The organism is Paenibacillus sp. FSL H8-0283 (genome assembly GCF_045040675.1).
Classification (GTDB): Bacteria; Bacillota; Bacilli; order Paenibacillales; family Paenibacillaceae; genus Paenibacillus; species Paenibacillus amylolyticus.
Map to the genome: position 1 here is coordinate 2,987,052 of NZ_CP150295.1, position 24,332 is coordinate 3,011,383.

Sequence of the window (24,332 nt, forward strand, 5' to 3'; positions counted from 1 at the left end):
GAACCATGATGACACAAGAAACGTATGACTTGATTGCGATTGGCACAGGAAGCGCGGCAAGTTCTGTAATCACCCGTTGCGCTGAAGCTGGCTGGAAAATCGCTGTAATTGATGAACGTGAGTTCGGCGGAACGTGTGCACTGCGCGGCTGTGATCCCAAGAAAGTGCTGGCTGGAGCGGCTGAGCTGATTGACTGGAATGAACGGATGCAAGGGAAAGGAATTCAGGGACAGGCGACCATCAACTGGTCTGAACTTATGGCCTTTAAACGCACCTTTACCGAGAGCATACCTAGAGCAAGTGAAGATCAATTCAAACAGGCCGGAATGGATACGTTCCATGGTAAAGCTTCATTTGTCGATGAAAATCATATTCGAGTTGGTGAAGAAGTTCTCCATGGGAAACACATTCTGATTGCTACCGGTGCAAGACCTGCGCCACTTGAGATTGAGGGCTCGGAGCATCTTATATATAGTGATGACTTTCTGGATCTGGAACAGTTGCCGGATCGTTTAGTTCTGGTAGGCGGCGGATACATTGCATTTGAGTTTGCGCATATTGCGGCCAGAGCCGGGACGGAAGTCCATATCCTGCATCGGAGTGAACAGCCTCTGAAGTCGTTTGATGTGGAGCTTGTAGAATCTTTGTTGCAAAAATCAAAAGAGATCGGCATTCATGTTCACTTGAACGCGGAGGTGAAGTCCATACGGCAAGAGGGGAACGCCTATGTCGTTCATGGCACACGTAATGGTGCAGATCACCAGTGGCAGTGCGGACTTGTCGTTCATGGAGCCGGGCGTGTTCCTAATGTGGATGGGCTGGAATTGGAGAAAGCCAACGTCAGCTACAGCAAAAAGGGGATTACGGTGAACGAGTACTTGCAAAGTGAAAGTAATCCGAGAGTGTATGCTGCTGGCGATGTAACGGATACTAAAGGGTTGCCTTTAACCCCGTTAGCAGGTCAGGAATCCCGGGCTGTATCGTTCAATTTGTTGGAGGGAAATCAACACAAACCTAATTATAAGGTGATGCCTTCCATTGTGTTTACTGTCCCTGCCCTTGGAGCTGTAGGTATGAGCACGGAACAAGCCAAAAAAGAGGGCTACGAGGTGCAGGTAAATGATATGTCGAAATGGTATACTTACAAGCGAACTCATGAAAAATTTGCCATGGCCAAAGTGGTGATCGATAAATCAACCGGGCGTATTCTGGGCGCGCATGTGCTCGGGAGCAAAACAGAAGAATTGATTAACCTTTTTGCAATGGCGATTCAGTTCAATCTGACTATCAATCAGTTAAACACCATGAATTTTGCATATCCTACTGCTGCATCGGATCTGGGTTCTTTAATTTAGAAGTGATGAAGTGAGGATGAACCCCCCTTTGGGACGGAAGAAAGGATGAAAATAACGATGTCATCGGATTTTATTGGGCTTCATGAAGGCAAGTGGACTAAGGAACCCGTTGCTGCACGGATGAATGGGGATCGTTTCGTTGTGGAAGCTAGGGAAGGCAGTGACTTTTGGGAGAACACATTCTACGGGTTCTGTCATCGGGATGGACACGCCATGCTTGCTCCATGGGACGGAACGGAAGCGATTGAGGTATCGTTTGATCTAAGCTCATTCACCGAATTATATGACCAGGCGGGATTAATGTTATGGTACGGAGAAGACCAATGGATCAAGGCCGGAGTTGAGGTCAATGATGGTGTGGCACATGTTGGAGCCGTCGTGACGGATACGTATTCCGATTGGTCACTCTCTCCTGTGCCAGAGTGGGGTGGACGAATCGTAACAATCAGAGCCTCCTACAGTAATGAGGCTGTTGTCATTCGTGCACGCACAGATGAGCATCCTTGGCGTACGATTCGGGTTGCACGGTTTGCCTATCCAACGAACAAACATGCAGGTCCATTTCTGTGTTCACCAAAGCGAGCAGGGTTTGAGGTAGCCTTTACCAAGTGGAGATCCACGACACCCGATCAAGACTTGCATACAGATCCGCCGATTACAGATTAAAACAAGTTAAGATGCACGATAAACAATAAAACATGAACAGGTGTATCTGGCTTAGAAAGCAAGACAACACAAATAAGCAAGTCTTCCATTAACGGAGGACTTGCTTATTTGTGTGTTTAAACTTTGGACTGTGAAAAGTCTCCAGTTACTCATTTCATCATTCACCGGGTACAGTGAGTTCTTTTCGCACATACAACAGAGTGCTTGCGAACTTTACTTGAGTTTAACGTTTATTTACTCGTGTCCGTATCCAGGGAATGGGGTTCAGTCTCTTTTTCACCCTCATCATCATTGGACTTATTGAACTCCAGCATACGCTCCTCGTAATCGTCCAGGAACCATAACGGGTCCATGCTGTCTTCCTCACCGTTGTAATTGATTACGATTTCGTCGCCAGCTTTGATGTCTGTATACGCGTAGAAGTCAAAGGTGTGGTTATCAAAATTGATATCGTAAGTAGCGTTAGGTTCATAAGAGTGGTTGATCAGACTGCCGTAACCGAGCAGAATTGCGGTATGATTCGCCCCATATTCGAACACGTAATCTTCCAAAATCGTTTTTTCGACATGCTCATGATCTTCATTTGGGTAAGGCACAACGGGTGCCTGATGGATAAGCGTTCCTTTGGCAATATCAACGGTAGCAAATACCCCGCGGTTAAACTCACCACCATCACCCAACTTGGATTGTTTCACTTCAATCATAATCTTCACCTGATGCTCTTCGAAGAGCTCCGTTCTATATAATAGTAATTCGTTAAGGCAAAATTTTAACCCATACTTTCATATAAGGCAAATTTCAGACAAAAAGGTGGAATAATTTTTAATATGGCGTTGAGTTGTGCAGGATATAACGCTTATAATATACAAAGAATTAAGTCTATATAGAAAAGGTGTCATGAATGAGCATATTAAATGTAGAAAAATTAAGTCACGGTTTTGGTGACCGTGCTATCTTTAACGACGTTTCATTCCGCCTGTTGAAGGGCGAACATATTGGTCTGATCGGGGCCAATGGTGAAGGTAAATCCACCTTCATGAACATTATCACAGGAAAACTTCAGCCGGATGAAGGCAAGGTGGAGTGGTCCAAACGGATGCGGGTTGGTTATCTGGACCAGCATGCTGTATTGAATAAAGGCCAATCGATCCGTGACGTACTTCGCGGCGCGTTCCAGTATTTGTTTGACATGGAACAGGAAATGAATGATATGTATGGCAAAATGGGCGATGTTACCCCGGAGGAGCTTGAACAACTGCTTGAAGACGTAGGTACGATTCAGGATACGCTGACAAACCAGGATTTCTACATGATCGATGCCAAAGTGGATGAAACTGCACGTGGTCTGGGCCTGACGGATATCGGTCTGGATAAAGACGTCAATGACCTGAGTGGTGGACAACGTACCAAAGTACTGCTTGCCAAGCTGCTGCTGGAAAAACCCGATATTTTGCTCCTGGATGAGCCTACGAACTATCTGGATGAATTGCATATCGAATGGCTGAAACGTTATTTGCAGGAATATGAGAATGCTTTTATTCTGATCTCTCACGATATTCCGTTCCTGAACAGTGTTATCAACTTGATCTATCACATGGAGAACCAGAATCTAACTCGTTATGTGGGCGATTATGATCACTTCCAGGAAGTGCATGAGATGAGAAAACAGCAGCTGGAGTCGGCGTACAAACGCCAACAACAAGAGATTGCTGACCTCAAGGATTTTGTAGCGCGGAACAAAGCAAGTGTTGCTACACGTAATATGGCGATGTCCAGACAGAAGAAACTCGACAAGATGGATGTCATCGAGATCGCCAAGGAGAAACCGAAACCGCAGTTCAACTTCCGTGATGCAAGAACATCCGGCAAGCTCATTTTCGAAACCAAAGGTCTTGTAATTGGATACAACGAACCGTTGTCCAGACCACTGGATCTGCGTATGGAGCGCGGACAGAAGATTGCCCTTGTTGGTGCGAACGGAATCGGTAAAACAACGCTGATGCGCAGTATTCTGGGTGAAATTCAAGCTCTGGAAGGAACCGTTCAACGTGGTGAACATCTGGAGATTGGTTACTTCCAGCAAGAGATGAAGGATGCCAACTACAATACATGTATTGAAGAGATCTGGCAGGAGTTCCCTTCCTATACCCAATTCGAGGTGCGCGCTGCACTTGCAAAATGTGGTTTGACTACAAAACACATTGAGAGCAAGGTAGCTGTACTGAGTGGTGGCGAGAAAGCTAAAGTGCGTCTCTGTAAGCTGATCAATAATGAAACCAACCTGCTTGTGCTCGATGAGCCGACGAACCATCTGGACGTTGATGCCAAGGAAGAGTTGAAACGTGCGCTCAAGGCTTACAAAGGCAGTATTCTTCTGATTTCCCACGAACCGGAATTCTACCGTGATGTCGTTACGGAGACGTGGAACTGTGAGTCGTGGACAACAAAAGTATTCTAAATAGAGGTTGTTCAAAAAGTCCGCTTTTGATTACGAATCATGTGCGAGCTTGCGAACAAGCTCGAAGCGTGAGAAAAGGCGCGAATTTTGCTTGCAAAACAGGCAGAACTCGCGCCTTTTTTGCGTGGTTTTAACGAAAAATGTTTGAGCCCAATTCACAGTTGACAGCTTGAATAAGGCAATAATATAATTCAGGAAAGCGATTACATTTATATATTAAAAACCTGTTTCACTGCATAGGGGCAAAGAAAACACGGTATTCCGTATGGGTATCATTGCACTTAGAAGGGAAGAAGGGTCTTTTTTTTGCACTCCAATGAAACCGGTTCCATTAAAATAAGGAGGTGGACAAAAGCTCGTTACTGACCACTGGTTGCTGAGGATAGGCTGAACAACAACACCGCGCATACATGAACCATGCTTTCATCTTTCATGCCAAAGGAGAGAATGAACATTGGATAAACTCAGGAAACCCATGATATTTATGTTATCAGCAACACTTGCGCTGTCTTCGGGACCGTTGATGCTACCGAGTAAGGCGTATGCCGATCTGAGCAGTATACCCGCCACGTTGTTGCAGGACGATTTTTCGGATGGGAATTTCACGGAATCACCCGCGTGGAACGTAAGCTCAGGCAACTGGGAAGTGTTCGCTGACCCGACAGATGCGTCCAACTTTACGCTTTTCCAGAGCGATACCAATGAAGGCATCATCTCTACTGGAGACTCCATGTCGGACATGACCGTGTCCATGCGCTTTTACACGGGAGCCGGTCAGGGGTATCCGGGAATATTGCCGCGGTTTCAGGATAAGAGCAACTTTTACTATTTTCAAATGCAGGTTCCCAATAATAAACTCGTTTTCTCCAAACGGGTGAACGGATCAGACACAACTTTGAAAACGGTGGACTATGCTTTTGCCAAAGATACATGGTACACGCTCAAAGTGGTGTTATCAGGTACCACCATTCGCGGGTATATCGCGGAAAACGGCTCCGATCGGTTGGTATTTGATCTGGTCGATCCTACATACGGGTCAGGTACTGTGGGCATTCGGAATAAGTGGCAGTCGGTACATGCAGATGACGTGACCATTGCCGAGCAACCGCCTGGGAACGATATTCAGCTCTCTATTGCTGAGCAGACGGCTTCTTCGGTTTCACTGCAATGGTCTGAAATCGCGGGAGCATCAGCCTATCGCTTGTACCGTTCCTCTACGCCTGAAGGCGGTTATTCTCTGGTAACCAGTACCGGAACTTTGGAACACATGGATGAAGGATTGAGCGGGGATACGGTGTATTATTACAGGCTCGCTTATGAATACGGAGGCCTAACCGAATCATTATGGACTGCTCCGCTGGAAGTTCGGACGACAGCCGCAGCACCACAGGCTCCGGGCGAATTAAAGGCCGAAGCACTCAATGCCACGAGTGTGAAGCTATCTTGGCCCGCCGTGGACAAGTCAACTGGTTATCGCGTGGTTCGGGCCGAATCTGGCAGTGAGCAATACGAGCAGATATACGAAGGGAAAGGGCTCACATTCACGGATAATGCACTTGAGCCGGGCACCAGCTACAGCTATCGCGTAACAGCCTATAACGCAGCTGGTGAGTCAGCATTCACTGTTGCAGAAGCCACGACATACTCCATTGACTCTCCAGCAGAGTTCGCTGCCACAGCTGTGACGGACACATCAATCTCTCTGGGGTGGAATGTCTTGCCTGGATCTGATGTAACGTATACCGTGTCTCGTGCAACCAGTGCTACGGGTACGTATCAACAGGTCTATAGTGGCATTGAAAACACGTTTAACGATAGCGGTCTGACGATGGGCACAGGATATTTCTACATCATTCAGGCGACCGTGGATGGCATAACTTCTCCAGCATCCGCACCGCTGGGTGTTGCCACAGTTCGCACAAGCATTACACCAGGACAATTGTGGCCAGATCTGGACGGGAAGCCGATTGATGCGCATGGGGCTGGCTTTTTCTATGATGAACAGACGGAGACGTATTACTGGTATGGCGAATATCATAAGGGCGGCTGGCCAGCTGTTGGTGTGCGTGTGTATTCATCCAAGGATCTGATGAACTGGACGGACCGAGGCATGGCTCTAACGACACTTCAATCCATGGATGATTTTGACAATGACCCGTTGATCTCCGAATTGTATGCGGGGCGTGAGGACCGCGTGGATATCTGGGCAGATATCCGCAAAGGACGGATCATTGAGCGGCCTAAGGTCATCTATAACGACAAAACGAAGAAATACGTGATGTGGGCTCATATGGACGGAGACAAGGACCCGTACAACAATAATGCGAACTACGGAAAAGCACGGGCTGGCTACGCTATCAGTGACTCTCCAACAGGACCTTTTGTATATCAGAAGAGTTACCGGATGGACAGAGCTCCCGAAGGGGAGAAAGATTTCTTCCCAACCGATAAGGGTATGGCACGTGATATGACGTTGTTCAAGGATGATGACGGCACCGGCTATCTGATCTATTCCAGCGAAGAAAACCTGACGCTCTATATCTCCAAACTGAATGAAGACTACAGTGACGTAACAGGGTGGCATAAGGAAGGACGAACGGATGACAAAGGCAATCCGGTACGAGATTCCACCTATCAGGCGGAATACGGCGTCGATTACGTGCGTGTGTTCCCGGGAGGGCAACGCGAAGCACCAGCGATGTTCAAGTATCAGGGGAAATATTATATTTTGACTTCCGGAGCTTCTGGCTGGGCCCCTAACGAAAACAAAGTGACGGTTGCGGATAACATTTTTGGCCCGTGGTCAACGCAGACCAATCCGTTCGTGCGTACGTTGCCGAGTGATCCCGATCCAGGCAAAGCATTTGGCACACAGACCACTTCCGTCATTCCGGTCGACCCGGAAAAAGGCAAATTCATTTACGTGGGGGATACGTGGAATGGTGGCAATTTCTCGAATGATGCTGCAAAATACGTGTTCTTGCCAATTGAGTTTGGAATAGGCTCCGACATCGCGATCAAGTGGTATAACAGCTGGACACCTGATCTGCTGAATTCGATGGGCAAGGTTGATATTGCTGATCCGTTGCCAGAAGCCGTGGCGCTAGGCAAAGTCCCATCCCTGCCAACAACATTGAATGTGCGCGAGGGTGGAGCACTGGTATCAACGCCAGCAGTATGGACGATTGATAACCGGGCCATGACGGCAGAAGATTTTGCTAAGCCAGGACCGCTCACATTACAGGTAACCACACCGGAATATAACAACAAAAAGCAGGCAGTTCACGTAAACGTCATTCCGGAGAATACACTATATTTCGTGAACAGCGGAGGTTACGAAACGGCTGATTACAGCCTCATGGGTGCTTATATGAAAGGAACGCTTGCCAACCCGGGAACGGCCGATCAGATGTACGCTCCGGCTGAGGGACGTAATTGGGGTTATGTCAGCGCAGATGCACTGGCATCCGGTTCGAATGGCGGGGATATATTCTCGACCGTACGTTATCTGAACGGTGGAAATGTCAGCAATTCACCTAAAGGCACGGACTTAACCTACAGATTTGATGTGCCAAACGGGACATACGACGTATACGCCGGATTCAACGATCCGTGGACCAATGCATCGCGCAGAGCGAATTTCATCATCAATGGCACCAATACCGGTGCAGTTTCTTTTACACCTGCCAGCGTTAGAGCCCACAAAGACATCAGCGTGTCGGACAACAAGCTGGAGTTGACCGTGCGCAATACGGCATCGCAGGACCCGATGATTAGCTGGATTATGATCGTTAAACCTGACGCGGCGCCACCTGCAAATGATAGTGCTGGCCTTAATGCTGATGCGTTAGATTCAACGAGCGCAACGCTTCGCTGGGATGCTCATCTTGGTGCAGCAAGCTACAAGCTCTACCGCTCAGATCGTGAGCAAGGAGAGTATAAGGTGGTCTATAACGGCAATGGAAGGGAGTATACGGACAGTGAACTGAACCCCGGCACAGAATATTATTACAAAGTGGAAGCTTTGGATGCGACGGGGCAATCGGTGCGAGGTGAATCTTCCGCTTATCAGGTGCACACGGTTCAGCAGAGCGCTGCCAATGTAGCTTCAGGCATTGCAGCATTGGAACAGCCTTCCGCAGGTGCAAAAAAACTGAAGTTCCCTTCCGTGCCGCAAGGTTTCACGGTGAAGATCGCTTCCAGTTCGGTACCGTCGGTCATTCAAACTGATGGAACGATTGTCCCACCATCTAAGGAAACAACAGTAACCCTGGAGTTGGAAATTACTCGAACTTCTGACGACAGTAAAGCCTTGACTGCACCGTTGACGGTGAAGGTGTTGCCATCTGTGCCTTCCCCCGGAAGCAACCCTGGTTCGGGCGGTAGTCCAGGCGGCAATTCCGGTGGAAATCCAGGAGATGGTTCTAGTTCATCCAGCAATGGCGGACAATCAGGAAGTGGTAACCCAAGTGCAAAGAATGCGGTACCACAACCTAAACCGGAAAAGGACCGTTCTGTTCTGGAGTTGCAGGGACAGTCAGATCAGAAGGGTGTAGTGCAGTCCAACGTGGATGTTTCAACGATTAAAGATGCTTTTAAAGTTGCCCCCTCAACAGATGCGGGCCAGCGCTTGGTCGAACTTCGGCTGAAGCCGGTTTCGGGAGCAACGGCATATGAATTGTCTCTGCCTGCCGCTGCCTTGATAGATCAGGGTGAGTCACATGTGTTCAACATTGTTACAGAGCTGGGAACGTTGGAGCTTCCTGCGACACTGTTAACAAAGGATATCGTTGGTGATGGGATTGCATCAATCCGATTGGTCAGAACGGAGCTGCCAAAAACAGTCTCAGATCAGCTTGGCACGCAATATGGAGTCCAGCTTGAACTTCAACTGGATGGTCAACCATGGCCATCGGAAAGCCAGTTAATACTTTGTCTGCCTTTCCAATCCTCACAAAATGCTCAGCAGGATCGGATTGTAGCATTTGCCATTGGCGGGAACGGTGTGGCAACCCCATTGCCGCAAAGTTACTACGATCAAAAAAGCGGGCAGCTTGTATTTTCCGTCACATCACTCACAGGAAATTATGCTGTTGTGCCTGTGGAGCAGACATTCGCAGATCTTGCAGAAGTGCAGTGGGCCAAGAAAGCAATGGAGGCTTTGGCTGTCCGAGGTGTAATTGATGCTGAGGCAAGCGGTGATTCCACCCAGTTACATCCAAAACAGGAGATGACCCGCGGCCAATACATGCAATGGTTGATGACTGCGCTGGGTTTGAATGCTTCTTCCGGGAATGCGTTCTCTGATGTAAACGAAAATGCTCCGTACTACGAAGCAGTTGCAGCTTCGCGTTCGCTAGGTATCACGAGTGGTACCGGTGACGGGCGCTTCTTGCCAGAGTCCACGATCACTCGTCAAGAGATGATGACGTTGACAGTGAGGGCACTTGCGGTGGCTGGACTGGTTGACTCCGAGACGGCTGCAACAGATAACCTTACTCGTTTCCGCGATGCTTCCGAGATTCGCTCCTATGCCCGGGACAGTGTGGCATTACTTGTGGATCTGGGCATCGCCCACGGGTACAATGGTGAGGTGAAACCACTTGCCGAAGCGACCCGAGCCGAATCGGCTACGTTGTTATATGCGTTGATGAGCAAACTGGTATGGAATAAATGATGATACACCAGAATCGTAGCGTGTGAAAAAGAAGGCTTACTCTGAACTGAAACCCAGGTTGGAGTAAGCCTTCTTGATTGTACGCCAGCCATAGGCGAAAAGTCATTTACTCAACGAACGAGTAACCTCCTATCGTTCTGCAGTTGTTATCTGTAATGTCTTCGAATTGTTAATTGTAATGTTTGCCGATTTGATACGCTTGTTCCAACAAGCCTTCGATATGTTCTTTGGATTCTGATATGGTTTCATAGAGGAATTCGACTCGGGATTCCTGCATTCTTGCATAACCCGCGATCCCGTTATTCAGATAATTGGAAATCATGTTGTAATAGTCGTATTTATGGAATGAAGCCTCCGTTCCTCCAGCTAGTGCAATCCACAGTGCCTTTTTGGAGTTTGCCTTGTTCAGCAGCCCCATGTTCCATACCTTGTCCAGATAAGCTTTGAGCATGGAGGGAACGTTGTACCACCAGATCGGGAAAACAAATACAATGGCATCAGCCGCAAGCACACGATCCAGCTCTTTGCGAATCACAGGAGCATGCTGTTTATCGGGATTTTGCCAGTCTCGCTCATCTTCTACACGATATAGGGGATCGAATCCGTCATGATATAGATCGAGGATATCGATTTCATGGGAATTCTCCTGCATACCTTCTATAAAACGATTCATCACGGCAAATGTTAGGGAATCCTGTCTTGGGTGAGTAACGACCAGTTTAACTTTCATGTAGGAGTAACCATCCTTTTTTCTTTTTATTTTGGTTAAACATTCTGACCAATGTTATTATAAGTTTCATGACATCTTCTTGAGAAGTACGCACCTGAGAGTGCTGTAGATACTTTGGGGTTCTTCGGTTACTTTTAATAACGGATATACATATATGTGAATTATGGGGGAGTACAAGTGGAACAAGAAATGAAAAAATATGAGAGTGGTGTGCAGGCGATGCTGGAATTGGTCGGTGGAAAATGGAGGATTCTTATTCTACATCAGCTGATATCAGGTAAAAAACGAACAAGCGAACTTCGCAGAGCCATTCCTGGCATTACCCAGAAGGTCTTAACCCAGCAGCTGCGTGAACTGGAAAAGAATGAAATCATCCATCGGATCATTCATCCTCAGATTCCGCCCAAGGTAGAGTATGAGCTGACAGAGTACGGCTTGACTCTACAGGACATCATTGACCGCATATGTCTATGGGGAGAGAATCACTTGGACAGAGTATACGGAGATAAAAGCAGAGTGCTAGGAGATCATTTTAGTGACTATATTCCACTTTCAACTTCAACTTGAGCTGGCCGCCAAATTAAAAATAAAACAAAACCTTCCTTGATTTAAAAAGGAGGGTTTTTGTTGTTTTTTGTCCTTTATCAGCGAAACTGATAAATGCTATAAAATCATTGAAATTGACCCTCAACACCCGGTGTGTTAGGTTTTAGAGAGAAGAAATTAAATTAATGTGATGATTTTAGTCGGAATTAAAATCGAAGCAATGCGCGAGGTGGCAAACAGTGGAACTTCAAGTGACAAACAGCCCTTTTAATCAAGAACAAGTTGAACTGCTTAATCGTCTTATTCCTACATTGACCGATGGACAACGTACTTGGTTGAGCGGATATATTGCAGCAATTCAGACAAGCGCGACTATAACAGCTCCAGCTAACCTGGTACAGGCTGCACCAACTACAGGTATTGCACCTGTCAGTGCTCCGCCAGTATCCCGGGAAGTTACCGTGCTTTTTGGTTCACAAACCGGGAATTCCAGTGGCCTATCGAAAAAGCTGGCCAAGAAACTTGAAGAGCAAGGTCTTCAGGTAACGTTGTCATCGATGGGAGATTTCAAACCGAACGGACTCAAGAAAATTGAAAATCTCCTCATCATCGTCAGTACGCATGGCGAAGGCGAACCACCGGATAATGCGATTCCGCTGCATGAATTCCTGAACAGCAAACGGGCTCCGAAGCTTGAAGGACTTCGTTACTCGGTGTTGGCTCTGGGAGATACCTCCTATGAGTTCTTTTGTCAGACAGGTAAGGACTTCGATAAACGATTGCAGGAATTGGGTGGTACAGCCCTTGTACCGCGTGTGGACTGTGATGTTGATTTTGATGAAGCAGCTGCAGAGTGGATGAATGAAGTACTGGCATCCTTAAGCAGTACATCTGCTGCTGCGAGTACGGTAACCACGGAGGCTGTTACAGCTGCGGTGAGCGGCGGGGAATCCGAATATGATCGCACGAATCCATTCAAGGCTGAAGTGTTGGAGAATCTCAATCTGAATGGCAGAGGATCGGACCGTGAAACACGCCACATTGAGTTGTCTTTGGAAGGTTCCAGCCTGGATTACGAGCCAGGTGACAGCCTTGGGGTATTCCCTGAGAATCATCCGCGCCTTGTAGATGAATTGATTGCAGCCATGGGATGGAATGCCGATGAACGCGTGACCGTGAATAAAAATGGCGATCAGGCATCTGTGCAAGAAGCGTTGCTGCGTTATTTTGAAATTACAGCTGTGACGAAACCGGTCGTGGAACAACTTGCGAAACTGAATCCTGGGAGTGGCCTGACAGCGTTACTCGCAGATGATTCCGAATTCCGCACGGTCATGAATAGCTGTGATCTGCTGGATCTGGTTCATGATTATAGTCTGAAAGGGATTCCTGCCGGAGAATTTGTAGCTGCTCTTCGCAAAATTCCGGCACGTCTATACTCCATAGCGAGTAGTTCGAAGTCTTTCCCGGATGAAGTTCATCTTACTGTTCGTTCGGTACGTTATGAAGCACGTGGCAGAGAACGTTACGGTGTATGCTCGGTACATCTGGCTGAACGAATCGAAGCTGGCGACACCTTGCCTGTATATATACAGCATAACCCGAATTTTAAGATGCCTGAGAACCCGGATACACCGATCATCATGGTTGGCCCAGGTACAGGTGTGGCGCCGTTCAGATCTTTCCTTGGTGAGCGTGAAGAGACAGGAGCAGAGGGCAAGACATGGCTGTTCTACGGAGATCAGCATTTCGCCACGGACTTCTTGTACCAGACGGAATGGCAACGTTGGCTCAAAGATGGTGTGCTCACGAAGATGGATGTAGCCTTTTCACGTGATACGGAACAGAAAGTGTATGTACAACATCGCATGCTGGAACACAGCAAAGAACTGTACCAGTGGCTTCAGGAAGGTGCAAGCGTATATATCTGTGGTGACGAGAAAAAAATGGCACATGATGTGCATGCTGCGCTCACCACGATTCTTGAACAAGAAGGCGGTTTATCGCCTGAGCAGGCATCGGAATATCTGACACGGTTACAGCAGGAGAAACGTTATCAGCGGGACGTCTATTAATCACCGGCCCAGCCGGATTGCACCATCCCGCAGAGACGAGAGGAGAAAGCAGCATGGTTTATAATAACTTACTTAACCCACAGCGCACGAATAGCGATGTGGAAGATATAAAGATCAAAAGTGATTACTTGCGCGGAAGTCTGACCGAAACGTTGGCTGATCGTATCACGGGGGCTATTCCAGAGGACGACAACCGTCTGATGAAACACCACGGTAGTTATATGCAGGATGACCGTGACCTGCGTAACGAGCGTCACAAATCCAAGCTGGAGCCTGCATACCAATTCATGTTACGTGTGCGTGCTTCCGGTGGGATTGTAACCCCGGAGCAGTGGTTGATGATGGATCGGGTAGCGCATAAATATGCGAATGAGACGATTCGTCTGACTACACGTCAGTCTTTCCAACTGCATGGCGTACTGAAGTGGGATCTTAAAAACACCATTCGCGAAGTGAACGATTCGTTGTTAAGCACACTGGCTGCATGTGGTGACGTAAACCGTAACGTGATGTGTAACCCGAATCCGAATCAATCTGATGTGCATGCTGAAGTGTATGAGTGGGCATGTCAGGTGAGCAATCATTTGGACCCTCGCACCCGGGCTTATCATGAGCTGTGGCTGGACGGAGAGAAAGTGGTTGATTCCCAGGACTCGGACGAAGAAGTTGAACCAATCTATGGCAAAGTGTATTTGCCACGGAAGTTCAAAATCGGTATTGCTGTACCACCATCCAATGATGTGGACGTCTATTCACAGGATCTTGGCTTTATTGCTATTGTGGAGAACGGCAAGTTGCAAGGCTTCAACGTTTCCGTAGGAGGCGGCATGGGGATGTCTCATGGTGACGCCAAAACGTATCCTCAGGTGTCCAAAGTCATTGGTTTCTGTACGCCGGAGCAAATGATTGATGTTGCAGAGAAAACAGTTATGATTCAGCGTGATTATGGAGATCGTGCAGTTCGTAAACATGCTCGTTTCAAATATACGCTGGATGATCGTGGTGTGGAGTGGTTTGTCGAAGAGCTGACCACCCGTCTGGGATGGAAACTGGATGCGGCACGTCCATATCATTTTGAGACTAACGGAGATCGATATGGTTGGGTAAAAGGTAATAATGGCAGATGGCACTACACGCTGTTCATTCAGAATGGTCGTGTAAAGGATGTTGATGGTTATCCGCTCATGACGGGTTTACGTGAAATTGCCAAAGTGCATACGGGTGATTTCCGTCTGACTGCGAACCAAAATCTAATCATCGGTAATATTAGTAGCCAGAAAAAGAAAAAGATTGAAGCACTGATTCAGCAATATAACTTGACTGATGGGGCACATTACTCTGCGCTGCGCAGAAGTTCGATGGCTTGTGTTGCGTTTCCGACCTGCGGCCTTGCAATGGCTGAGTCCGAACGTTACTTGCCGTCCCTGATCGACAAACTGGAGCCTGTACTGGACGAAGCCGGGCTGAGAGACAAAGAGATTGTCATTCGCATGACCGGTTGCCCGAACGGATGCGCAAGACCGATGCTGGCAGAGATTTCATTTATCGGTAAAGCACCAGGGAAATACAATATGTATCTCGGTGGCAGCTTCACTGGACATCGCTTGAATAAGCTGTACAAAGAAAACATTGGTGAAACTGAGATTCTGGACACGTTAACTCCAATGGTGAATCAGTATGCCAAGGAGCGCAATGAAGGGGAACATTTCGGAGACTTTGTCATTCGTGCGGGTTATGTTCCTGAAGTGTTGGATGGTCGACAATTTCACGCTTAATTGACCGAGTAAGATAACTGAAATTAGGACTGATTTAGGGCGGAAGCATTCCTTTATGGGGTGCTTCTTGTCTGCTATATATGGAGTGAATAGAGGTAACGTTAGTTGCTGCTGAGAGATTTATGAGAGGATAAACTGAAGCTAATCTTCAAATGGAGATGGATAATCACCGCAGTTATTCCCATTATTTCGTGTGTATTAACTTGTTGAAGTACGCTCAACAAGATATAATGGCATAGTAGAAAGCAGATTAAATGTTGAAAGTGAGCGGAAACGATATGGGTCGTAAGTGGAATAATATCAAGGAAAAGAAAGCTTCAAAAGATGCAAACACGAGCCGGGTCTACGCTAAATTCGGCGTTGAGATCTATGTAGCTGCCAAGAAGGGCGAACCGGACCCGGAAGCGAACCGTGCACTGAAAGTCGTGCTGGAACGTGCCAAAACGTATAATGTACCCAAAGCCATCATTGATCGTGCGATGGAAAAAGCAAAAGGTAGCGGGGATGAGAACTATGAAGAGTTGCGTTATGAAGGCTTCGGACCGAATGGTGCGATGGTCATCGTTGATGCACTCACTAACAATGTGAATCGTACAGCGCCTGAAGTGCGCTCTGCGTTTAACAAAAACGCTGGCAACATGGGTGTCAGTGGTTCTGTTGCTTACATGTTTGATCCAACAGCGGTTATCGGTATAGAAGGCAAAAACTCCGAGGAAGTACTGGAACTTCTGCTTGAAGCAGATGTGGATGTACGTGATATTGTGGACGAAGACGAAGCTGTAATTGTATATGCAGAACCGGATCAATTCCACGCTGTACAGGAAGCATTCAAAGCTGCGGGTGTTACTGAGTTCACAGTAGCCGAGCTGACCATGCTTGCGCAAAACCATATTGAACTTCCAGAGGATGCACAAGCTCAGTTCGAGAAACTGATCGATGCGCTTGAGGACCTTGAAGATGTTCAGCAAGTCTACCATAACGTAGAGTTCGTTTAAGATAACGAAACGATATGTGGTTTGATTGTATAAAAAGAGTGTCTGACCAATCTACGGGATTGGACGGACACTCTTTTTTTGTTTGTTTATGAGTCAGACTGAAGTGTTCCAGGGGACTGCTCTGATTTTTCCGATTTACTTCCACCGAACTTGAATAACACAATTCCGCCGACAATGACAACTACACCTAGCAGTTGATTCCACGAAAAAGGAATTTGCTCCAGACCGAGCCATCCCATGGAATCAAACAATAGGGCAAAGCTCAGTTGGGATGTTAGCACGATCGAGATGGCATATGTGGGACCAAGCAGCTTCATCCCTTGCACGAGACAGAAGACCACGCCAACGCCGATGGCTCCGCTGAGCCAGTACCAGGGCTGCATATGCTGAAAGCTGAATGTATTCTTGCCCTCTACCAGCAGAGAGATTAGGAAAGATGCAATAAATCCGGTGAAAAGCACCATCGTTGTTGTGGACCATGAACCGGTGCGTTCATTGACTTTGCTATTAAAAATCGTTTGCAGACTGACAAGTGCACCTGCCAGTAGTGCAAGCGAAATACCTGTGATTAACATGGTTGTCAAACTCCTTATTCATAAATGTTGTGACCTGCTATTTCCCTTAGACCCACTCGATCCTTGATCATAATCAATCCCTGATGTCGTTCAATTAACCCGTCTGCACAGAGCTTCTGGATGACCCGGTTCAGGTGTCGGTAACTGGTGCCGATCAGATTCGCGATGTCGGTCAGATTGAACGCGTCCAGCTCTTCATGAACGACGTTGCCCGCTTCTTCTGTTGAGATGGAGAGCAGGTAGCTGACTAGACGAACCTCAACGGGATACATCAGGTTGAAATTGGAAAAGTTCGAGTCAATGTAAAATTTGTGAGAGATGATTTTAAGCAAAAATTTAAGTAAAGGTGCATAATCGCTGGCAAGCTCAGCGAGCCATTGATAATGAATGCGAAGCATCACCACAGGTGACACGGCCTGAACCGTATTAACAATATCGCTTTCACGGACATACTCTATGTCACCGACAACTTCAAGCGGTGTTTTGAAACAAAGCACCAGCGTTTTGTCCTGAGCGGAGGTGGTGAAAATCTTGATTTTACCCTCGACCAGTACGTACAAATATTCGGAAGTTTCCCCTTCACGACAGATCAGTTCACACTTCTCAAAGTGGCATAACGTCATATGTGTACGCAGGGACTCGTGAAATACAGTTTCGAGTTGATATTGCTTCAGATACTGCATTAATTGTTGCTCGTTATGGATCTCTTGCACGCTGTTATTCACCCCCGACGATATGTTCAATCCTTCTCCAAAAACTATAGTTTCATAATAATGACACCAGTCACCATTAAGGCAATGCCCAGAAATTGCGGCAGTTTCATCTTTTGTTTCACCACGCCGAACCATCCGTTACTATCTACCAGAAAAGTCAGGAACAGCTGAGCAATCAACAGGGCCGAGATCGTGAATGTAACCCCAATTTGCTGAATTGCTGTCACTTCGCTGAAAATAATGACGGCGCCAAAAGCACCTCCAGCCAAGTACATAGGTTTTACTTGTTTGAGTCCTTGAAGGTTGGTGTCTCTAACAAAGATTAGGATCAGCGCCGCTAAGATGAATCCCGTCAGTTGTGTAATCGTAGCGGCCTGCCATGTGCCCATGTCGGTGCTAATCCGAGTATTGGCAACACCTTGGAGCGTGATACACGCGCCGCCCAGTAATGCAAAAATAATTCCTCTCATATGTACGCTCCTTATTCAATCACTTCGACTTCTATTATTAAATGATAAATTGACTCTGAACGCCAAGGACAAATGTCCTGAGCTTTGAAGTCACAGCATTTAGAGTACAATAAAGAACTCGGGAAATCCAGATGGGGGGCATGAAAAGATGCGTGGCATATGTGCTCAGTACTCATTTTTCATCATAATCTAACGAACTAGTGACACCTTGTTGTACTGATTCGATTGAATTGAGAAATCTAACAAATCTCAGCGACGTTAAATGGGCTATGTTGGGTAGAAATGGGCGGTAAAACAGGGGGAATGGAGGCATAGGGTGTCAACGATTCATTACTTTTGAAAATCGGCAAATATTCGCTAAATAGAGTGTGTCAGGTTCGGTAGCTGTCCAAGAAATGAAACGAGAGTCTGCCCAGCGTACCCCGGAGCATAGAAAGTAGCCAAAGCTCCGGGGTAGGAAAGGCAATGAGATTAGAAGCAATCAGCTAGAAGATCCTCTCCATACAAATCCAATGATCCTATTAGATCACGGTGTACACAGGCTTCTCGTTTACAAAACGAACAGACAATTTGGGAAAACGTTCTGCCAACCTGTCTGCTAATAGCTTCATTCCCGAAGCCTCGCTCTCGGCATGTCCCATCATGATCAGTGCCTTGGACTTGCCTTGTTGCACAGCATCACGGATATATTCCGGTGTCTCCCATTCGAATCCTTCTCCTGCAATGATGAGATCCAATTGCTCATTCTGAATCAAAGGAATCGTCACATGTCCATTACCACGAAAACCTACCAGTACCGCTGCGCGTCTACAGACTATTTCCGCATTGCCTGCAACCCGTACATAATCGATGCCCAGGGAACTTTTCACATGGTGAGCAATAGCTTGGGCGGTGCGTCCTTCCGGAAAAGAAAGAATGTCTGCTTCCGCTAGTCGTTGTTCCACATATGAGGACCACCCCAAGGCCTGAATCAGTCCTTCGGTAATGCCATCTGGTTGGAAGCGGTGGATGATATCATGACATCGATAGATGGAAATGCCTGCTTCGTTGATCAAGCTTTTTTTAGTTTCATAAACTGGATCATTGGCTAACCAATCGGTATGACTGTGATGGTTGTAGAAGGGGGATTCATGAGCGATAATTAGATTGGCCCCACGTTGTATGGCATGTTCAATGACATGTTGAGTGGGCATAAAAGTAACAAACACACCTGTGACCGTTTGGTCGGACGAGCCAGTAATCAGCCGATCTACCGTGTTCTCCGGTAACTCTACATGGGCTGTGAGATACTGTATAATGTCTTGAATGGTTATATTCATGAACATAAGTCCTCCAAAATAATAGATTTTATTGTTATTGTATCATTTTGAAGAATAAACAGTAGAATAGAAAGGTCTTGCTTGAAGTGACAAAAGGAGTTATACTAATCAAACATAACGGAATGAACGTTCATTCCTATATAAAGGAGGGATAGCCACATGGCTAAAAGCAGCAAAAAAGATGATATTTTTGCAGCTGCTTTAACGCTTTTTGCCCAGCGGGGATTCGATGCAACAACCATGCCGATGATTGCTGATTCGGCTCAGGTGGGGGCAGGCACTATTTACCGTTATTTTACAAACAAGGAAGTATTGTTGAATGAACTTTTTCAGAAAAGTATCAGGGAGTTTCTTGATGCCTTAAAACAGGGATTTCCGAATGAGCCGATACCTGTACGAGACCAGTTTCATCATATTTTTCGTGGATTGTTCAAGTTCGCAGAGTCCGACCCGGATCGCCTAAAGTTTATTAATTCTACGGGTAATGCATTGCATTTTCACGATGAAAGCAAGGAAAGTGTCAATGAATTTATGGGGTTTCTGAATGAATGCATACATAAGGGGCAGCAGCAAGGAGCCATTCTTATACTGCCTACAGAAGCTTTAATGAATATAGTTTACGGTGCTTTCATACATTTGTTTGAACACTTTAACAAAGGTCTCCTGGAAGCGACGCCGGAGCTAATGAACCAGCTTGAGGAGTGCCTGTGGAATGCCATTAGAGTCCATTGATTCTATTGGCCTTTTTTACAACATAAACGGAATGAATATTCATTCCTATACTAGACATAAGGTGTGTGAAGATAAATCATGAATAAACTTAGGAATCCCAGAACGATTTCCCTGATTTTTTGGATACTCATTACTCTCGTTTCTGTAGTGGCGATGCCTGATTTTGGTCAACTGGTAAAAGAAAAAGGACAGATTTCAATTCCTGAAACGGCACAAAGCCAGGTTGCTGCGATTATGTTGAAAGATATGGATAAGGATAGCGGGAATACTTATTCCATCATTGCTGTATTTAATAGTGGAGAAGATACACAAGCATTAACGAACCAGCAAAAGACGGAGATCGAATCCGTTTTATCCAACCTGAAAAATCAGAAAAAGCAACTGAATATTGAGACGATCACAAGCCATCTGGATGGTGAAGAGCAAGCCGATCGGCTTATATCCGAGGACCAAACCACGATCCTGACTCAAATCACCGTCACTATAGATGAGAATATTCCTCTTTCGGAAGTGATTAGTCTATTAAAAGAATCTACAGCCATCCCTGATGTGGATACATATCTGACGGGAGCTGACCTGATCGATGATGATTTTGGTAAATCGATTGAAGACGGTGTGCAGAAAACAGAGATTATCGCGATCATTTTCATCCTCGTTATCCTGATTATTATTTTTAGATCGCCGATCATACCTGTTATTTCACTGCTCACGGTAGGTATATCTTACGTTGTTTCATTAGCTATTGTGGGATATCTTGTAGATTGGTTTAACTTTCCGTTCTCGAACTTTACTCAGATATTTATGGTCGTTATCCTCTTTGGTATTGGGACGGATTATAATATCCTGTTATATACCAGATTCAAGGAGGAACTAAGTAGACAAGATGGCGATGTGATTCTTGCGACCAAAACGACATTTAAAACAGCAGGCAGAACCGTATTGTATAGCGGCATCGCTGTATTCATCGGGTTTCTTGCACTCATGCTTGCCAAGTTTCAGTTATATCAGGCAACCTCAGCGGTGGCGATCGCAGTAGCGGTTCTCATTATCGTCCTCAATACGTTGAACCCGTTCTTCATGGTTGTCATGGGCAAAAAAATGTTCTGGCCATCGAAAAAATTCGAAGGCCATGCGGACAGCCGACTGTGGGGATTTTTATCCCGCCAATCGGTACGAAGACCTTTCCTGGCAATCATTCTGGTTGCGGTGATTAGTGTTCCTTTATTATTCAGTTACAGTAATCGACTAAGTTATAATGACCTGTTTGAAGTCAATAATGACTACAATTCCAAACAGGGGATTAATCTTATTATGGAGCATTATGCACCAGGATTCTCAGCGCCAACAACATTGGTTGTGCAATCCGAGCAGGCAATGGACAATCAGGCATTGCTGAAGGCACTGGATGATCTGACGGATAAGATGTCCAAGGTGGAAGGTGTCTCTGAGGTTTACAGTGTCACTCGACCAACTGGAGTCCAAATTAAAGAGTTGTATATTAACGATCAAGCAGAGGAGCTTAATCAGGGTATTGGTAAAGCAAACGATGGTGTGGGCGAAATTAAGGAAGGTTTGTCCTCTGCAGCTGGACAGCTTCAATCATCAAATGATTTAAGTAACGTACAGCTGTTGATTGACGGGACAAGCCGGTTGCAAGTTGGAGTAAATGCATTGGGAGACGCCATGAATCAGGTATCTGATGGGCTGAATAATGGGAAAGAAGGGGCAGAGACGTTGAAAAACGGACTTACTACCCTTAAAGAAAAGGTTGGAGTCCTGTCTAAAGGTGCCAGTGATCTGCAAAAAGGGTATACGCAACTTGAACAGGGATTTGGTTCCTTTAGTGGTACTTTCACAAGCATCAAGACAGCCATTAAGGGAGCGCTTGATGCCTATGCTCAGATCGAAGGCAGCATGACCCGTCTAATTGCGAATCATCCTGAGTTACAACAAGAAGAAGATGCTGTACAAGTGATTAGTATTTCTCAAGCGGCTCAAACCGAACTGAACGCGTTATACACACAGTTGGACCCGTTGATGCAGCAGTACAATGGGGCTATGGTTTCTTTCAAGGAAGCCAACGAGTCAATGGCTCAAATTAGTGGCGGTCTGACTCAGGTTGCTGTAGGTGTCGATCAGCTTGAAGACGGTGCTGGCGAGCTATCCAAAGGTTTGGCGACTGGAGCCAATGGAACCAAGCAGATAGCGGGTAAAACATTGGAAGTGAAAGATGGGCTGGGTCAGATTAATGAAGGACAGAGTCAGTTGTTAAGCGGTCTGAACGATTTGCAGGACAAAATGGGTGAGTTGAAATCCGGATTGACCGAAAGTACAAAAGGACTCTCAGATGTGTCGAAGGGTCTTGGTGATGCCGAAGATTATTTGGGTCATCTTGGCCAGTCTGATGCTGCGAAAAGCTTCTACATTCCAGAAGAGGTATTAAAAGGAGAAGAGTTTCTAAGTTCGCTCGACATGTATATGTCTTCGGATCGGAAGACAGCGGAAATCTCCATCATTTTGACCGATAATCCATATTCGAAAGAAGCGATGGATGTTGTTCAAAATCTTAACAAGCAGTTGGAAACGGCTTTGGTTGGCACGGATTTGAGTGAGGCGAAAGTGGCATTGGGCGGCATACCGTCACAGAACCTGGATATGAAAGAATTATCCGGAGGTGATCTGATTCGGACATCCATGATCATGCTGATTGGAATTGGATTGATACTTTTGTTCATTATTCGTTCGTTTTGGCAGACTGTAATCATTATAGGTGCGTTATTCCTGACGTATTATGTGGCCCTTGGTCTGAATGAATTGCTGATGGTTGGCCCGCTTGGCGTTGACTATCTGAGCTGGAACGTTCCTTTCTTCAGTCTGATCATGATTGTTACACTTGGTGTGGACTACAGTATCTTCCTCATGATGAAATATCGTGAGATTGAAGGAGATCCAATTCATAAAATTACGGAAGCTTCCCGTAATATAGGAGGGGTCGTGATCTCCGCGGCAGTAATATTGGGAGGTACCTTCGCCGCACTAATTCCTTCCGGTGTTGTTACACTGATTGAAGTAGCTATTTCTGTCATCATCGGATTGGTTTTGCTAAGTTTTGTCATGCTTCCAATCTTGCTTCCGGCTCTAATCAGTCTATTACACAAGTTAAAAAACTGGGGTTCGGGGTCCGATCCCATAAACAAATAAACAAATAAATCATCTTTATATCAAACGATTCCTGACAAACATGACGTCAGGGGTCGTTTTTTATTTTTTTATCCTATGAATTATAACTAGTTATCATAACAATGCGGGAAATAATCTAACGTGAAACAATGACGGATTCATATAGTTTTCTCAAACAAGAATAAGTATACTTACATAGAGCCTTGTTTGTATTAAATGGAGCTGAGTGCAGCGCAAGTAGTTCTATTTTAAGGCACAATGAGAATTAATTGAGGATAAGCATTCATTTGCAACAATAAAACAGATTGTGAAAGGGGATAACTAGGGATGACAGCAACAACTATTATGGAACGTCTGAAGAGCGAGACAGCTCATTATCACAGACAAGTAGAACAGAACCCTTATGCAAAAGCCATTATGAATCAAACTGTGACTATAGAAGAATATAGAACATATTTAGAGAAATTTTATGGATTCCTGAAACCGCTGGAGGATCAGGCTGTACAACAGCCTTTCTGGGAAAGTACGGGACTGGATATTGAGATTAGAGGCAAGGCTGGACTGTTGGAAAAAGATTTACGAAATCTGGGTGCCAGTGAAGAAGAGATCAGCCAACTTCCGCTCTGTGAAGAACTGCCGGATATTTCAACACCTGCCCGTTTGTTTGGATACCTGTATGTAATTGAGGGGTCCACGAACGGTGGACAAATCATGACCAAGCGTTTGTCGCAGTTCCTGCCCATTGAGGCTGATCGTGGATTGGAATATTTCAATGCTTACGGCTCAGAGACAAGAACAAGATGGAGCGAGTTTACGGGGGTGCTGCAGCAGTCCATCAGTGCTCCAGAAGATCATGACAACATGGTGCATAGTGCATCAGAGACTTTCCGACTATTAGATCAATGGATTAATACGTAGGGCGGACTTTTTTCATATATTAAAAGGAACCTATATAAGTTGAAACAATACATTTACACCTAACGGAGAGGACGGAGAAAAGTTAAATAGACATGATGAAAAGAGGGCAGAAATGCCTTCTTTTTTGTGTCCAGGAATGTCTAAATTT

At 46.0% G+C, this 24,332-nt stretch carries 17 protein-coding genes; 11 read left to right on the top strand and 6 right to left on the bottom strand.

Features of this window, described 5'->3' with window-relative positions; translation table 11 throughout:
• Positions 1–8 precede the first annotated feature (8 nt).
• Complete coding sequence (locus MHI52_RS13635) at positions 9–1,355, top strand: dihydrolipoyl dehydrogenase family protein (RefSeq protein WP_405159385.1); 1,347 nt, start codon at positions 9–11, stop codon at positions 1,353–1,355.
• A 45-nt stretch (positions 1,356–1,400) separates the two neighbouring features.
• Positions 1,401–2,021, top strand: a complete 621-nt coding sequence (locus MHI52_RS13640) for a DUF1349 domain-containing protein (RefSeq protein ID WP_405159201.1) — start codon at positions 1,401–1,403, stop codon at positions 2,019–2,021.
• A gap of 230 nt (positions 2,022–2,251) precedes the next feature.
• Here the strand turns inward: MHI52_RS13640 and MHI52_RS13645 are convergent, their stop codons facing one another.
• A complete protein-coding gene (locus MHI52_RS13645; protein WP_100528913.1) occupies positions 2,252–2,725 on the bottom strand; it encodes an SET domain-containing protein in 474 nt (157 codons plus the stop codon).
• Positions 2,726–2,922: 197 nt separating this feature from the next.
• Here MHI52_RS13645 and MHI52_RS13650 point away from each other — a divergent pair, with 197 nt between their 5' ends.
• Together MHI52_RS13650 and MHI52_RS13655 are read left to right on the top strand one after the other, a co-directional pair.
• On the top strand, positions 2,923–4,479 hold the full coding sequence (locus tag MHI52_RS13650) for an ABC-F family ATP-binding cassette domain-containing protein (protein ID WP_017688769.1): 1,557 nt from the start codon (positions 2,923–2,925) through the stop codon (positions 4,477–4,479).
• Between the two features lie 475 nt (positions 4,480–4,954).
• Positions 4,955–10,156, top strand: a complete 5,202-nt coding sequence (locus tag MHI52_RS13655; protein WP_405159202.1) for an S-layer homology domain-containing protein — start codon at positions 4,955–4,957, stop codon at positions 10,154–10,156.
• A gap of 169 nt (positions 10,157–10,325) precedes the next feature.
• On the opposite strand, the gene MHI52_RS13660 is transcribed toward MHI52_RS13655, so the two are convergent.
• Entirely contained in the window at positions 10,326–10,886 is a 561-nt protein-coding gene (locus MHI52_RS13660) for an NAD(P)H oxidoreductase (RefSeq protein WP_036608534.1), read from the bottom strand.
• A gap of 177 nt (positions 10,887–11,063) precedes the next feature.
• Here MHI52_RS13660 and MHI52_RS13665 point away from each other — a divergent pair, with 177 nt between their 5' ends.
• The 4 genes from MHI52_RS13665 to MHI52_RS13680 all read left to right on the top strand — a co-directional run bounded on the left by MHI52_RS13665 (position 11,064) and on the right by MHI52_RS13680 (position 16,277).
• On the top strand, positions 11,064–11,453 hold the full coding sequence (locus tag MHI52_RS13665; RefSeq protein ID WP_280523071.1) for a helix-turn-helix domain-containing protein: 390 nt from the start codon (positions 11,064–11,066) through the stop codon (positions 11,451–11,453).
• A 218-nt stretch (positions 11,454–11,671) separates the two neighbouring features.
• Positions 11,672–13,507: an assimilatory sulfite reductase (NADPH) flavoprotein subunit gene (locus MHI52_RS13670; RefSeq protein ID WP_405159203.1), complete on the top strand. Its 1,836-nt coding sequence runs from the start codon at positions 11,672–11,674 to the stop codon at positions 13,505–13,507.
• Positions 13,508–13,560: 53 nt separating this feature from the next.
• The gene (cysI, locus tag MHI52_RS13675) at positions 13,561–15,282 is read left to right on the top strand and encodes an assimilatory sulfite reductase (NADPH) hemoprotein subunit (protein WP_100528917.1); all 1,722 of its coding nucleotides are present in this window, start codon (positions 13,561–13,563) and stop codon (positions 15,280–15,282) included.
• Between the two features lie 278 nt (positions 15,283–15,560).
• On the top strand, positions 15,561–16,277 hold the full coding sequence (locus MHI52_RS13680) for a YebC/PmpR family DNA-binding transcriptional regulator (protein WP_100528999.1): 717 nt from the start codon (positions 15,561–15,563) through the stop codon (positions 16,275–16,277).
• 86 nt (positions 16,278–16,363) lie between these two features.
• On the opposite strand, the gene MHI52_RS13685 is transcribed toward MHI52_RS13680, so the two are convergent.
• The 4 genes from MHI52_RS13685 to MHI52_RS13700 all read right to left on the bottom strand — a co-directional run bounded on the left by MHI52_RS13685 (position 16,364) and on the right by MHI52_RS13700 (position 19,354).
• Complete coding sequence (locus MHI52_RS13685; RefSeq protein ID WP_282321615.1) at positions 16,364–16,852, bottom strand: DMT family transporter; 489 nt, start codon at positions 16,850–16,852, stop codon at positions 16,364–16,366.
• Between the two features lie 14 nt (positions 16,853–16,866).
• The gene (locus MHI52_RS13690) at positions 16,867–17,565 is read right to left on the bottom strand and encodes a Crp/Fnr family transcriptional regulator (RefSeq protein WP_405159204.1); all 699 of its coding nucleotides are present in this window, start codon (positions 17,563–17,565) and stop codon (positions 16,867–16,869) included.
• Positions 17,566–17,609: 44 nt separating this feature from the next.
• Complete coding sequence (locus tag MHI52_RS13695; RefSeq protein WP_105409482.1) at positions 17,610–18,035, bottom strand: DMT family transporter; 426 nt, start codon at positions 18,033–18,035, stop codon at positions 17,610–17,612.
• 521 nt (positions 18,036–18,556) lie between these two features.
• Complete coding sequence (locus MHI52_RS13700; RefSeq protein WP_405159205.1) at positions 18,557–19,354, bottom strand: Nif3-like dinuclear metal center hexameric protein; 798 nt, start codon at positions 19,352–19,354, stop codon at positions 18,557–18,559.
• A 159-nt stretch (positions 19,355–19,513) separates the two neighbouring features.
• Between MHI52_RS13700 and MHI52_RS13705 the strand changes: the two genes are divergently transcribed.
• From MHI52_RS13705 to MHI52_RS13715, 3 genes are all read left to right on the top strand, one after another.
• Positions 19,514–20,086 carry a TetR/AcrR family transcriptional regulator gene (locus MHI52_RS13705; protein WP_017688759.1) on the top strand — a complete coding sequence of 191 codons (573 nt, stop codon included), beginning with the start codon at positions 19,514–19,516 and terminating at the stop codon, positions 20,084–20,086.
• 78 nt (positions 20,087–20,164) lie between these two features.
• A complete protein-coding gene (locus MHI52_RS13710) occupies positions 20,165–23,287 on the top strand; it encodes an MMPL family transporter (RefSeq protein WP_405159206.1) in 3,123 nt (1,040 codons plus the stop codon).
• A gap of 306 nt (positions 23,288–23,593) precedes the next feature.
• The gene (locus tag MHI52_RS13715) at positions 23,594–24,184 is read left to right on the top strand and encodes a biliverdin-producing heme oxygenase (protein WP_405159207.1); all 591 of its coding nucleotides are present in this window, start codon (positions 23,594–23,596) and stop codon (positions 24,182–24,184) included.
• Positions 24,185–24,332 lie beyond the last annotated feature (148 nt).